Raw genomic sequence first — 13,547 nt, 5'->3', positions numbered from 1 at the left:
CGGGCAGCCGGCTCCGGCCCCGGCGAGGATGGGCCGGTGCGCGCGGTCGTGAGCAGGGTCGTCTCAGCGGCTGTGACGGTGGAGGACGCCGTCGTCGGCGAGATCGGCCGGGGACTGCTGGCGCTGGTCGGCGTCGGGCGGGAGGACGACGCCGCCCGGGCGCGCGAGCTGGCCCGCAAGGTGCACGAGCTGCGGGTCTTCCCCTCCGAGGAGGGCGCTGTCTCGGCCGCCGACCTGGGCCTGCCCGTCCTCGTCGTCAGCCAGTTCACGCTCTACGGCGACACGAGGAAGGGCCGCCGTCCGTCCTGGACCGACGCGGCGCCCGGCGACGTGGCCGAGCCGCTGGTCGACGAGGTGGTCGCCGAGCTGCGGCGGCGCGGCGCGACGGTGGCCACCGGGGTGTTCGGCGCGCGGATGCTGGTCTCCTCGGTCAACGAGGGACCGATGACCCTGCTGCTCGAGGTCTGAACTCCCACTCGTGTAGTTCGACCCGCCTCAGGCGGGGTACGGACCGGTGACGCAACACACGTCCTGTGGGTTGGCTGTGAACGGTCCTGTTGTGGAACACCGAGGCCCGTCGCCGCCGTTAGACAGGGCGTACCACACAGACGAGAACAGCGAGGGCGGCCGGCCGGCACCGGGGCCCTCACATTCGACGCCCGGTCGCCCAGCCGCCATCGACGTCCGGCAGGGCATCCGAACCAGAGGCAAGGACGAAGACACATCGTGACGCTGCTGCAGTCTTCCCCCAACGACGCCCTCGAGGTCCGCTCGCCGCGCCGCGAGCCCGACACCAGCGGCCTGGTGTCCACCGACCTCGTGCGCGTGTACCTGAACACCATCGGCAAGACCGCGCTGCTCACCGCCGAGCAGGAGGTCGAGCTCGCCAAGCGCATCGAGGCGGGCCTGTACGCCGAGCGGCTGCTCACCGAGCGGCAGCTCACCCCCTCGCTCCAGCGCGACTACAAGGCCCTGGCCGCCGACGGCAAGGCCGCCAAGCGGCACCTGCTGGAGGCCAACCTCCGGCTCGTGGTGTCGGTGGCCAAGCGCTACACCGGCCACGGCATGACGTTCCTGGACCTCATCCAGGAGGGCAACGTCGGCCTGATCCGTGCGGTCGAGAAGTTCGACTACACCAAGGGCTTCAAGTTCTCGACCTACGCGACGTGGTGGATCCGCCAGGCGATCACCCGCGCCATGGCCGACTCCGGCCGCACGATCCGCCTGCCCGTCCACCTGGCCGAGCAGGTCAACAAGGTCGTGCGCACCCGCCGCCGGATCCACCAGGAGCTGGAGCGGGAGCCCACCGCCGAGGAGCTGGGCCTCGAGCTGGACATGACGCCCGAGCGGATCACCGAGCTGCTCGAGTACAGCCGCGACCTGGTCAGCCTCGACCAGACCGTCGGTGCCGACGAGGAGTCCCGGCTCGGGGACTTCATCGAGGACGCCGACGCCGCGGTCGCCGAGGACGCCGTCGCCTTCCAGATGATGAAGGGCGACGTCCGGAACGTGCTGCAGACGCTGGAGGAGCGCGAGCGCGACGTCGTCGTCCTCCGCTTCGGCCTCGACGGCGGCCAGCCCCGGACGCTCGAGCAGATCGGCAAGCAGTTCGGCCTGTCCCGCGAGCGGGTCCGGCAGATCGAGCGGGAGACGATGGCCAAGCTGCGCGACCCGCAGCGCGCCGACGCCCTGCGCGACTACCTGGCCTGATCCCGGGTCCGCGAGAGCCCGTCACCCCGTCCGGGGTGGCGGGCTCTCGCCGTCCCCGGCCGCGACGACCAGCTCACCCGGTCACGGCGACGGTCAGACGCCGGGTGAGCGCATCCGGCGGGGGCCGGGGTCGACGCGGGCGGTCGGCTGCCCGACGCGGGCGGTCGCGCCGGCGATGACCAGCGAGCGCCCGCCGTGCCAGGGCTCCGCCGGGCCGACGATCACCGGGTCCAGCGTCAGCGACAGCACCTCGGGCAGATCGTCGGCCAGCCGCGCCACGCGCAGCAGCAGGTCCTCCAGGGCGGCGACGTCGACCGGCTCCGAGCCCCGCCACCCGTTGAGCAGCGGCCACGCCCGCGGCGCCCGCACCAGCTCGGCGGCGTCGAGGTCGGTCAGCGGCAGCGTCCGGTAGGCCCGGTCGCCCAGCAGCTCGGTGGCCACGCCGCCGACGCCGAAGCTGACCAGCGCGCCGAAGGACGGGTCGTCGACGATCTCCACGACGGTCGCCACCCCCGGCGCCGCCATCTCCTGCACGATCACCGGGTCGCCGGCCGGGATGGCACGGAACGCCGCCCGGACCGCCGCGGCGTCGGTCAGGTCCATCCGCACCCCGCCGAGGTCGGTGCGGTGGCGCAGCCACGGCGCCGTGGACTTCAGCACCACCGGGTAGCCGATCGCGTCGGCGGCCGCCGCGGCCTCGGCGTCGCTGGTGGCGGTGCGGGTGCGCAGCAGCGGCAGCCCGTAGGCGCCGAGCAGCCGGATGAGCTCGTCGTCGGTGAGCACCCGCCCCTCCGGCGTCTCGGCCAGCACGCCCTGCACCAGCGCGCGGGCCGCCGGCTCGCGGACGTCGGCCAGCTCCGGCAGCTCGCCCACCGGACGGCGCCGCCACCGCGCGTACTCGGCGACCTTCGCCAGCGCGATCACCGCCCGCTCCGGCGTCGAGTACGACGGCACCGAGCCGCGCGCGGGCGAGCCGTCCTCGCCGGGCACGGTCAGCTCCGGCGGGATCCCCTCCGTGGAGAGGAAGGTGGCCACCACCGGCTTCGGCGAGGTCCGCGCCACCTCCAGCAGGGCCCGGCCGAACTGCTCGGCGTGCTGCGCCAGCGGCGGCAGGAAGACCGCCACCACCGCGTCGACGGCGTCGTCCTCGACCTCCCGCCGCAGCGCGGCGGCGAACGCCCCGGGTCCGGCGGTGGTGCCGACGTCGACCGGCACGTCGTGGGCCAGCTCGAGGCCCTCCTCGAGGACGGCGTCGGCGACCAGCACGCCCAGCGCCGTCGAGTTGCCGACGATGGCGACCCGGTCGCCGGCCGGCAGCGGCTGGTGCGCCAGCAGCGTGCCGACGTCGAACAGCTGCGCGAGCGTCTCCACCCGGATGACCCCGGCCGAGGCGAACAGCGCCGCGACCGACTCCTCCGGCACCGCGACCGACGTGCCCGCCAGGCCCGCCGTCATCCGCACGTGCCGGCCGCTCTTGACCGCGACCACCGGCTTGGTGCGCCCCACCGAGCGGGCCAGCCGGGCGAACTTGCGCGGGTTGCCGAAGCTCTCCAGGTGCAGCAGCACGACCTCGGTACCGGGGTCGGTGGCCCAGTACTGCAGCAGGTCGTTGCCGCTGACGTCGGCGCGGTTGCCGGCCGAGACGAAGCTGGACAGCCCGATGTTGCGGGCCCGCGCCCGTTCCAGCAGCGCCACGCCCAGCGCCCCGGACTGGGCGAAGAAGCCGACCCGGCCGCGGCCGGGGACCTGCGGCGCGAGGCTGGCGTTGAGCCGCACCGACGGGTCGGTGCTGACCAGCCCCAGACAGTTGGGGCCGACGACCCGCATGCCGGAGGCGCGCGCGGCGCTGACCAGCGCCCGCTCGCGGGCCCGCCCCTCCTCCCCCGACTCGCCGAAGCCGCCGGAGATGACCACCAGGCCGTGCACCTTCTTGCGCCGGGCGGCCTCGACCACCCCGGCGACCTCCTCGGCGGGGACCGCCACGACGGCGAGGTCGACGTCGCCGGGGATGTCCTCCAGCCCGGCGTAGGCGGGCACGCCGCGCACGTGCCGGGCGCCGGGGTTGACCGGGTAGACCGGGCCGTCGAACCCGTACGCCAGCAGGTGCCGCAGGACGGCGTTGCCGATCTTGCCCTCGTCGTTGCTGGCGCCCACGACGGCCACCGACGAGGGCGTGAGCAGCCGGGCGATCGACCGGGACTCGCTGCGCTGCTCGCGCTCCGAGGCCACGGCCAGCGCCGCCTCGGTCGGTGCGATTGGGAACGCCAGGTGGACGACGCCCTCCTCGTAGGTGCGGGTGGGCGTGTAGCCGGCGTCGAGGAAGACCCGGACCATCCGGTTGTTCTGCGCCAGCACCTCCGCGACGAACCGCTTGATCCCGCGCTCCAGCGCCGCGGCCGCCAGGTGCTCGAGCAGCACCGAGCCCAGCCCGCGGCCCTGGTGGGCGTCCTCGATGAGGAAGGCGACCTCGGCGTCGTCGGTGTCGGGGTAGCGGTCGTAGCGACCGACGCCGATCAGCTGGTCGCCCAGCAGCAGCACGAAGGCGACGCGGTTGTCGTGGTCGACGTGGGTGAACCGGCGCAGGTCGCGCTCGCTCAGCCGCTTCACCGGGCCGAAGAACCGGTAGTAGCGGGTCTGGTCGGAGCTGCGCTCCATGAGGCCCTCGAGGCCGGCGGCGTCGCTGGGCCGGATGGGGCGCAGGTGCACCGTGCCGCCGTCGGCGGCCACGATGTCGGCCTCCCAGTGCGCGGGCGGACGTGGTTCGTCGTCAGGGGTCACATCGGCCTCCGGCCGCCCAGCAGCGCCCTCGGCCCCGTCCCGAGGCTCGCCGCCAGCTCGCGAGTGGTGAGGAGGACGGGGTCCTCAGTCACGGGGGTCGTCCGGGTCCAGGCCGAAGTACGGGTAGGAGGCGCGGCGGGTGCGCAGGATGGCCCGGTCCACGCGGGACTCGGTGAACGGGTCCCAGTGGGCGAAGCCGGTGTAGCCCCCCTCGGTCATGTGCGTGGGCGGCCGGGCCCGCAGCCCGCGCCGGACGACGTCCTCCCGCCACGACCCGGGGATCTCCGTGGCCGGGTCCAGCGGGTCGCCGCCGGCCTCGGCGAGCAGGTGCGTCCAGGCCCGCGGCACGCACCGCACCAGCCCGTACCCGCCGCCGCCGAGGGCGACCCACCGCCCGTCGCACAGCTGGTGGGCGAGGTCGTGCAGCGCCCGGTAGCTGGCCCGCTGGCCGTCGACGGTGAGCCCCAGGTCGGCCATCGGGTCCTCGTGGTGGGCGTCGCAGCCGCACTGGGTGACCAGGATCTGCGGCTGGAAGGCCTTCAGCGCGCCGGGGACCACCGCGTGGAACGCCCGCAGCCAGCCCGAGTCGTCGGTGCCGTTGGGCAGCGCGAGGTTCACCGCGCTGCCCAGCGCCTTGTCCGGGTCGCCGGTCTCCTCCGGGAAGCCGGTCCCCGGGAACAGCGTGAGGGGGGTCTGGTGGATGCTGATCGTCAGCACCCGCGGGTCGTCGTAGAAGGCGGCCTGGACGCCGTCGCCGTGGTGCACGTCGACGTCGACGTAGGCGATCCGCTCGTACCCCTGCGCGAGCAGCCAGGCGATGGCCACCGCGGCGTCGTTGAACACGCAGAAGCCCGACGCCCGGTCGCGCATGGCGTGGTGCAGGCCGCCGGCGATGTTGACCGCGTGCTGCGCCGACCCCTCGTGCACCATGCGGGCGGCCTGGACGCTGCCGCCGGTGATCAGCGCCGCGGCGTCGTACATGCCCGCGAAGATCGGGTTGTCGTCGGTGCCCAGGCCGTGGCCGACGCCGTGGTCGGCCGGCGCGCGCCGCACGGCCTCCAGGTACGCCGGGTCGTGGACCAGCGTGAGCAGCTCCTCGTCGGCCGGCGCCGGCTTCACCACGGTGACCCGGTCGCCGGAGAGGACGCCGAGGCCGTCGGCCAGCCGCACCGTGAGGTCGAGCCGCACCGGGTGCATGGGGTGCTCGCCGCCCATCGTGTAACCGAGCAGCGCGTCGTCCCAGATCACGGCGAGCGAGTCGCTCATGCGCCGTCCTCCTCGCCGGTCGTGCGGGCCGCGCGCCCGCTGTCGGGCCCGGTCCCGGGGTGCCCGACGCTACCGCCGGGAATCCGGCGTGGCGTGGCGCCGTTCACCTGCTCCGGCGAGCCCGGGAAGTCGGTGCCCGCCCGTACGATGGGCGGTGACACGGAGGAGAGCTGTGAACGACCTGATCGACACCACGGAGATGTACCTCCGCACCATCTTCGAGCTCGAGGAGGAGGGGGTCGTCCCCCTCCGTGCCCGCATCGCCGAGCGCCTGCACCAGAGCGGTCCCACCGTGAGCCAGACGGTGGCCCGCATGGAGCGCGACGGCCTGCTCACCGTCGAGGGCGACCGGCACCTGCAGCTGTCCGAGGAGGGCCGCCGGCTGGCGACCGCGGTCATGCGCAAGCACCGCCTGGCCGAGTGCCTGCTGGTCGACGTCATCGGCCTGGAGTACGCCGACGTCCACGAGGAGGCCTGCCGCTGGGAGCACGTCATGAGCGAGGCGGTGGAGAAGAAGCTCCTCGCCCTGCTCGGCAACCCGACGGTCTCCCCCTTCGGCAACCCCATCCCCGGGCTCGACGAGCTCGGCGGCGAGTCCCCGGCGGCGCCGGTCGGCGGCGAGACCTCGGCGGTGCTCGACGCGCTGACCCTGCTGTCGACCACGGCCACGCCCGACGGTCGCCGGGTGGAGATCCGCCGGATCAGCGAGCAGCTGCAGGAGGACACCGACCTCATCCGCTCCCTGGCCGAGCAGGGACTGCGGCCGGGTGCGACCGTCCTGGCCCGGGTGGAGCGCGACACGGTGAGCGTCGACGGCGAGCTGCTGCCCGCCGGCGTGGCCCAGCACGTGTTCGTCAACGCGCTCGACGAGGAGCTCACGCCCGCCCAGGCGGCGCCGCTGCTCTAGCCCGACCAACGCATCCCGGAGCCGTCGTCCCCCCGGGGACGGCGGCTCCGGCGCGTGTCGGCCCCGCTCACTACGGTGGCCGGGGTGAGCTCCCCCGACGCCACTCCCCCCGCCGAGCCCGCCGCCCCCGCGGGGGACGCCCCCGCCACGAACCCGTTCGAGCGGCTGGCCGACTTCGTCGCCCTGCCGCGGGTCACCGGACTGGCGCTGTCCCCCGACGCGCGGCGGCTCGCGGTCTCGGTGCAGACCCTGGACCCCGAGCGGAAGAAGTGGGTCTCGGCGTTGTGGGAGGTCGACCCCGAGGGCCGGCGGGCCCCGCGGCGGCTCACCCGCAGCGCCCCCGGCGAGTCGGCGCCGGTCTTCGCCCCCGACGGCTCGCTGCTGTTCACCTCCGCCCGGCCCGACCCCGACGCCGGCGCGGACACCGGTGACCCGAAGCCCGCGCTGTGGAGCCTGCCGGCAGACGGCGGCGAGGCCCGGCTCGTCGTCGGTCACCCGGGTGGGGTCGGCGCGGTCACCGTCGCCGCCGACAGCGGGGACGTCGTGGTCGTCGCCCGCGCCATGCCGGGCGCCACCGACGCCGAGCAGGAGGCCGCCCGGCGCAAGGCGCGCAAGGACGCCGGGGTCACCGCGGTGCTCCACGAGCGCTACCCGGTGCGCTACTGGGACAGCGACCTCGGCCCCGAGACCTCGCACCTCTACTGGGCGGGGCAGCTGCCCGCGGAGGACCCCTCCGCCGCGGCGCCGCAGCCGGTCGCGCTGCGCGACCTGACGCCCGGGGCCCGTCCGCCGGCCGGCGGCGGGGAGGACCCCGCCCTCTCCCCCGACGGCACGCTGCTGCTGTACGTCGAGTCGATGCCCGACGGCCCGGCCGGCCAGCGCAACCGCGTCGCGGTGCTCGACACCGCCACCAGGGAGTCCCGGCCGCTGGTCGACGACCCGCTGGCCGACGTCTACTCCGCCCGCTTCTCCCCCGACGGCTCGGCGGTCGTGTGCGTCCGCGAGGCGCTGTCGAGCTACACCGAGCCGCCGGACTACACGCTGCTGCTCGTCGACGTCGGCAGCGGTGAGGCCCGCGACCTCACCCCGGGGTTCGACCGGTGGCCCAGCGCGCCGCAGTTCGGCGCCGACGGGTCGGTCGTCTACTTCCTCGCCGACGACGACGGCCGGCACGCCCTCTTCCGCGTGCCCGTCGCCGGCGGCGAGCCGGTGCGGCTGACCGCCGACGGCGCCTACAGCGACCTGCGGGTGGCCCGCGACGGCACCGCCCTCTACGCGCTGCGCTCGGCCTACGACGAGCCGCCGATGCCGGTGCGGCTGGACCCCGAGACGCCGATGCAGCAGCCGGCCGGCCTGCCCTCCCCCGGTGCGCTGGGGCCGCTGCCCGGCACCCTCCACGAGGTCGTCGCGACGGCCGCCGACGGGGCGCGCGTGCAGTCGTGGCTCGTGCTGCCCGAGGGCGCCTCGGCCGAGTCGCCGGCACCGCTGCTGCTGTGGGTCCACGGCGGTCCGCTGATGAGCTGGAACTCCTGGTCGTGGCGCTGGTGCCCGTGGGTCATGGCCGCCCGGGGCTACGCCGTCCTGCTGCCCAACCCGGCGCTGTCGCAGGGGTTCGGGCAGGACTTCGTCCGGCGGGGCTGGGGCTCTTGGGGCGAGGCGCCGTACACCGACCTGATGGCCGCCGTCGACGCCGCGCTCGAGCGGCCCGACCTCGACGCCGGGCGCACGGCGGCGATGGGCGGGTCGTTCGGCGGCTACATGGCCAACTGGATCGCGACCCAGACCGACCGTTTCCGCGCCATCGTGACCCACGCGAGCCTGTGGAACCTCGACTCCTTCGTCGGTACCACCGACGCGGCCTACTACTGGGAGAAGGAGTGGGGCGACCCGTTCACCGAGCCCCGCCGCTACGAGCTGCACTCCCCGCACCGCTTCGTCGACGCCATCCGCACCCCGATGCTCGTGATCCACGGCGACCGGGACTACCGGGTGCCGATCGGTGAGGCGCTGCAGCTCTGGTACGGCCTGCAGAAACGCGGCGTCCCCTCCAGGTTCCTGTACTTCCCCGACGAGAACCACTGGGTGCTCACGCCCGGCAACTCGACGATCTGGTACGAGACCGTGCTGTCCTTCCTGGCAGAGCACGTCCTCGACCAGGCCTGGGAGCGCCCCGAGCTGCTCTGAGGGTCACGTGCCGCGCTCGACGACGTCGGTGATGACGGCGCGCAGCGCGGCGGGCGGCAGGCACTCGGCCAGGCCCTGCGTCAGCAGCCCGGCGAGGTGGTAGCCCGGCAGGCTGGCCAGCGCACGCTCGAGCGCGATGTCGGCCATCGCGCCGTCCCCGCGCAGCCACGCGGAGACAGCGAGCAGCGTCGCGGGCGCGGCGTCGAGCGGCGCCGGCGCCCGCCGGGTGCACTCGGTCCAGAGCACCTCGGCCGCCGCGGCGTCCGCGCCGAGGGCGAACCCCAGGGCGCGGTCGCGCAGGTCCCGGTCGGTCAGCGCCCACACCACCGCGGCCAGCACGGGGTCCGGGACCGCGGCGGCCGCCCCCGGGCGGCACAGCTCCAGGGCCTCGACGAGCAGCGACCAGCCGCGGTCGGCGGCGGCCGCGGCCGCGGTCACCCGCCCGGCGGCCGCCGCGAGGACGGCGGGGTCCGGGCCCGGCACCCGGGCGATCCGCGCGCCGAGGGCCGCCCGGTCCGGCGCGATCACCGCGCCGGCGGCGATGGCCGCCACCGCCACCGGGGACACCCCGCCCGGCAGCGGCGTGCCGGCCCCGGGCGCGCAGCAGGGGCCCGCGCAGTCGTAGGACCACCAGCGACCCGACCGCACGAGCAGCACGTCGTGCACCGGGACGTAGAGGGCGGTCAGCGCGAGCACCAGGTCGTGGACGACCGCGCGGTGCGGCAGACCGGCCACCACCTCGCCCGGCGCCCCCGGCAGGGGCGTGGCGTCGTCCGGCGCCTCCGACACGACCACCACCAGCACCGCGGCCGGCTCCCCGCGGACCGCCCGGCGGGCCAGGTCCCGGACGGTCGGCGCCGGGTCGGGCCCCGGGGGCAGGTCGGTGCGGACGGTCAGCGCGACCAGCCCGTCGTCGTCCAACGCCACGACGACGACGGACTCGCGCGGGGAGAAGCCGAGCAGGGCGGGCAGCGCGGCCACGACCGCACCCGTGCCGGAGACGCGCACCGAGGCGCGCGGGGGTTCGTCCATGCCCCGACGGTGGGTCGCCCCGGCCCGCCGTCGGGCGCAGCGAGGGGAACTGTGGACCCACCGCCGGGCTGTGGACGTCCCCGCGGGACCTGTCGGTGGCCCGTGCCCGGTCGGTGCGGTCTCAGACCTCGTACTGGACCGCGGTGCGCGACGCGAGGATCGGCGTCACGTGGTCGGCGATGACCTTCAGGTGCACGGGGTCCTCGGCATAGCGGCGCCAGGCCGCGGCGTCGGGGAAGTCGGCCACCAGCGCCGCGTGCGCGTTGCCCTCGCGCAGGCCGGCGTCGGGACCGATGGCGAAGGACGTCATCCCGCCGACCGTCTCCGGCAGGCGGCGCAGCTCGGCGAGGGTGGCGGCCCGGCGCTCCTCGTCGGCGTCGGCGGACCAGGTGAACACGACCACGTGGCGCAGCATGCGGCCACCCTGTCACCGACCCCCGCGGCCACGCACCCGACCGCGCTGCACCGGCCTGGAACAGCGAGTCGTTAGAGTCCGGGTCATGGGACGGCCGCTGCGCATCGCCTTGCTGTCCTACCGGAGCAAGCCGCACAGCGGCGGTCAGGGCATCTACGTCCGGGCGCTGTCGCGGGAACTGGCCGAGCTCGGGCACGACGTGCAGGTCCTCAGCGGCCAGCCCTACCCCGAGCTCGACGACGGCGTCCCGCTGGTCCGCGTGCCCAGCCTCGACCTGTACCGGGAGCCCGACCCCTTCCGGATCGTCCGCCCGTCGGAGATCCGCGACTGGGTCGACGTCGCCGAGTGGGCGACGATGGCCGCCGCCGGCTTCCCGGAGCCGCTCACCTTCAGCCTGCGCGCCGCGCGGCTGCTCCTGGCGCGCCGGGGGGACGACGCGCTCGCCCCGTTCGACATCGTCCACGACAACCAGTGCCTGGGGTACGGCCTGCTGCGGCTGGTGCGGGCCGGGGTGCCCACGGTCGCGACGGTGCACCACCCGGTGGCCATCGACCGGCAGCTGGACCTGGCCGCGGCGCCGTCGCTGTTCCGCAAGCTGACCCTGCGCCGCTGGTACGCGTTCACCCGCATGCAGGCACGCGTCGCCCCGCGGCTGGACGCCATCACGACCGTCTCGGAGAACTCGCGCACCGACATCGGCACCCACCTCGGCGTGCCGCCGGAGCGGATCTCGGTCATCCCGGTCGGCATCGACCCCGACGTGTTCACCCCGCCCCCGGCGGACCGGCCGCGCGACCCCGACTCGATCGTGGTGGTCACCAGCGCCGACGTCCCGCTCAAGGGGCTGGTGCACCTGCTCGAGGCGGTCGCGAAGCTGCGCACCGAGCGCACGGTCCGGCTCACCGTCGTCGGCAGCGCCCGGCCCGGCGGGCCGGCGCAGACGGCCCTGGACCGGCTCGCCCTGCACGACGCGGTCACCTTCACCGGCTCGCTGCCCGAGGCCGACCTGGTCCGGCTGCTGCAGCAGGCCGCGGTCGTGGCGATCCCGTCGCTGTACGAGGGCTTCTCGCTGCCGGCGATCGAGGCGATGGCCTGCGGCACCCCGCTGGTCACCACCGACGCCGGCGCGCTGCCCGAGGTGGTCGGCAGCCAGGCCGGCGTCCGGGTCAAGGCCGGCGACGTCGACGAGCTCACCGCGGCGCTCAAGCTGGTGCTCGACTCCCCCGCCCTGCAGGAGCAGCTCGGCCGCGCCGGCCGTCGGCGGGTGCTCGCGTCCTACACCTGGCGCGCCGCGGCCGAGCGCACCGCCGCCTGGTACGCCGAGGTGCTCGACCGGAAGAAGGCCGACCAGTGAGGACGCCCCCGTGCTGACCGTCGACTACGACCTGCTCGACCTGCGCCCGGGCATGACCCTGCTCGACCTGGGCTGCGGCGAGGGCCGGCACGCCTTCGAGGCCCTCCGGCGCGGCGCCCGGGTCGTGGCCCTCGACTGGGGCACCGACGAGGTCCGCACCACGCGGAGGTGGCTGACCGCCATCGGGGAGGCCGGCGAGGCCCCGGCCGGCGCCTCCGCCACCGCGGTCCGCGGCGACCTCCTGCACCTGCCGGTGCCCGACGCCAGCGTCGACCGGGTCATCGCCGCCGAGGTGCTGGAGCACATCCCCGACGACGCCGCGGCCATGGCCGAGATCGCCCGCGTCCTCAAGCCCGGCGGGCGGGTCGCCGTCAGCGTGCCGCGCTGGCTGCCGGAGCGGATCTGCTGGGCCCTGTCCGACGAGTACCACGCCAACGAGGGCGGCCACATCCGCATCTACCGCGGCGCCGACCTGCGGGCCCGGCTGACCGCGGTGGGGCTGGAGCCCGGCCCGGGGCACCACGCCCACGCGCTGCACGCGCCCTTCTGGTGGCTCAAGTGCGCGACCGGCGTCGAGCGCGACAACGCCGCCGTCCGCGCCTACCACCGGCTGCTGGTCTGGGACCTGACGAAGCGGCCCTGGGTCACCCGCGCGGCGGAGAAGGTCCTCGACCCCCTGATCGGCAAGAGCCTGGTCGTCTACGCGGACAAGCCGGTCGCCGACGCGGACGAGGCGGCGGTGGCCGGCGCCCCGGCGGCCCGGCGCTGGTCGGCGACCGCCGCCGGAGCCGAGCGGGAGCGGGCCGCTGCGCGCTGAGCGGGCGCACCTGCCGGAGCTGCCCGGCGTCCTCTCGGGCGGGCAGGTGCGCCAGACGGTCGACTGGATCGCCGGCCAGCAGGACGCCGACGGTGCGCTGCCCTGGTTCTGCGGCGGCCAGCTCGACCCCTGGGACTCGATCGAGGCCGCGATGGCCCTCGACGTCGGCGGGCGCCACGACCGGTCGGCGGCGGCCTACCGCTGGCTCGCCGGGCGCCAGCGGCCCGACGGCTCCTGGGCCGCCGAGTTCCGGGCCGGCCCCGGGGCCGGCTACACCGAGACCTCCCCCGCCGTGGAGAGCAACCACGCCGGGTACCTCGCGGTCGGCCTGTGGCACCGGTGGCTCACGACGGGGGACGACGCCCTGGTCGCCGAGCTCTGGCCCGCCGTGCGCCGCGGGCTGGACCTGGTCACCCGCATGCAGCTGCCCGGGGGCGCGATCGGCTGGGCGCTGCGGCCCGACGGCACGCCGGACACGACGGCGCTGCTCACCGGCAACTCCAGCCTGTTCCAGGCGCTGCGCTGCGGCGTGGCGCTCGCCGCGCTCGTCGGCGACCCGCAGCCGGACTGGGAGCTCGCCGCCGTCGACCTCGGCACGGCCCTGCGCGCCCGCCCCGGCGACTTCGCCGACCGCTCCCGGTACTCGATGGACTGGTACTACCCCGTGCTCGGCGGCGCGCTGACCGGGGAGGCGGCCACCGACCGGTTCGCCGAGGGCTGGGAGACCTTCGTCGTCCCGGGCCTGGGCATCCGGTGCGTGTCCGACCGGCCCTGGGTCACCGGCGCCGAGACCTGCGAGCTCGCGCTGGCGCTCACCGCCGCCGGCCGGCCCGACGACGCCCTCGAGCAGGTCGCCGCGATGCAGCACCTGCGCGACCCGGACGGCGCGTACTGGACCGGCCTGGTCTTCGCCGACGGCAAGCGCTGGCCGGTCGAGCGCACCACGTGGACGGCGGCCGCCGTCGTCCTGGCCGCCGACGCCATCTGCGGCGCCACGGGCGCCGCCGGTCTGTTCGCCGACCCGGCCGCGCTGCCGCCGGTGGAGGCGGGCGAGGAGTTCAGCCCGCGCACCGGTTGACCCCGC

General features: G+C 75.7%; 11 protein-coding genes. 7 read left to right on the top strand and 4 right to left on the bottom strand.

Annotated elements, in window-relative coordinates; genetic code table 11:
- The first annotated feature begins 36 nt into the window (after positions 1-36).
- Both dtd and sigB read left to right on the top strand, forming a co-directional pair.
- Positions 37-468, top strand: a complete 432-nt coding sequence (dtd, locus tag ACI8AX_RS07840; RefSeq protein ID WP_456549232.1) for a D-aminoacyl-tRNA deacylase — start codon at positions 37-39, stop codon at positions 466-468.
- A 258-nt stretch (positions 469-726) separates the two neighbouring features.
- Positions 727-1,710 carry an RNA polymerase sigma factor SigB gene (gene sigB, locus ACI8AX_RS07835; protein ID WP_456549231.1) on the top strand — a complete coding sequence of 328 codons (984 nt, stop codon included), beginning with the start codon at positions 727-729 and terminating at the stop codon, positions 1,708-1,710.
- A 93-nt stretch (positions 1,711-1,803) separates the two neighbouring features.
- Here sigB and ACI8AX_RS07830 read toward each other — a convergent pair whose 3' ends face one another.
- Positions 1,804-4,488, bottom strand: a complete 2,685-nt coding sequence (locus tag ACI8AX_RS07830) for a bifunctional acetate--CoA ligase family protein/GNAT family N-acetyltransferase (RefSeq protein ID WP_456549230.1) — start codon at positions 4,486-4,488, stop codon at positions 1,804-1,806.
- Positions 4,489-4,572: 84 nt separating this feature from the next.
- Complete coding sequence (locus ACI8AX_RS07825) at positions 4,573-5,754, bottom strand: acetoin utilization protein AcuC (RefSeq protein WP_456549229.1); 1,182 nt, start codon at positions 5,752-5,754, stop codon at positions 4,573-4,575.
- 172 nt (positions 5,755-5,926) lie between these two features.
- Here ACI8AX_RS07825 and ACI8AX_RS07820 point away from each other — a divergent pair, with 172 nt between their 5' ends.
- Positions 5,927-6,661: a metal-dependent transcriptional regulator gene (locus ACI8AX_RS07820; RefSeq protein ID WP_456549228.1), complete on the top strand. Its 735-nt coding sequence runs from the start codon at positions 5,927-5,929 to the stop codon at positions 6,659-6,661.
- Positions 6,662-6,745: 84 nt separating this feature from the next.
- On the top strand, positions 6,746-8,845 hold the full coding sequence (locus tag ACI8AX_RS07815; protein ID WP_456549227.1) for a prolyl oligopeptidase family serine peptidase: 2,100 nt from the start codon (positions 6,746-6,748) through the stop codon (positions 8,843-8,845).
- A gap of 3 nt (positions 8,846-8,848) precedes the next feature.
- Here ACI8AX_RS07815 and ACI8AX_RS07810 read toward each other — a convergent pair whose 3' ends face one another.
- The gene (locus ACI8AX_RS07810) at positions 8,849-9,877 is read right to left on the bottom strand and encodes a DUF4192 domain-containing protein (RefSeq protein ID WP_456549226.1); all 1,029 of its coding nucleotides are present in this window, start codon (positions 9,875-9,877) and stop codon (positions 8,849-8,851) included.
- Between the two features lie 121 nt (positions 9,878-9,998).
- Positions 9,999-10,292 carry a Dabb family protein gene (locus ACI8AX_RS07805; protein ID WP_456549225.1) on the bottom strand — a complete coding sequence of 98 codons (294 nt, stop codon included), beginning with the start codon at positions 10,290-10,292 and terminating at the stop codon, positions 9,999-10,001.
- 85 nt (positions 10,293-10,377) lie between these two features.
- On the opposite strand from ACI8AX_RS07805, the gene ACI8AX_RS07800 reads away from it, so the two are divergent.
- The 3 genes from ACI8AX_RS07800 to ACI8AX_RS07790 are packed head-to-tail and all read left to right on the top strand — an operon-like array spanning position 10,378 to position 13,541.
- Positions 10,378-11,646 carry a glycosyltransferase family 4 protein gene (locus tag ACI8AX_RS07800; protein WP_456549224.1) on the top strand — a complete coding sequence of 423 codons (1,269 nt, stop codon included), beginning with the start codon at positions 10,378-10,380 and terminating at the stop codon, positions 11,644-11,646.
- Between the two features lie 10 nt (positions 11,647-11,656).
- Complete coding sequence (locus tag ACI8AX_RS07795) at positions 11,657-12,463, top strand: class I SAM-dependent methyltransferase (RefSeq protein WP_456549223.1); 807 nt, start codon at positions 11,657-11,659, stop codon at positions 12,461-12,463.
- Positions 12,464-12,509: 46 nt separating this feature from the next.
- Complete coding sequence (locus tag ACI8AX_RS07790; RefSeq protein ID WP_456549222.1) at positions 12,510-13,541, top strand: prenyltransferase; 1,032 nt, start codon at positions 12,510-12,512, stop codon at positions 13,539-13,541.
- The last annotated feature ends 6 nt before the right edge of the window (positions 13,542-13,547 follow it).

Source organism: Blastococcus sp. SYSU D00813 (genome assembly GCF_054050735.1).
The sequence above is the reverse complement of the archived record's forward strand: the minus strand, read 5'-3'. Positions and strand labels throughout refer to the sequence as shown.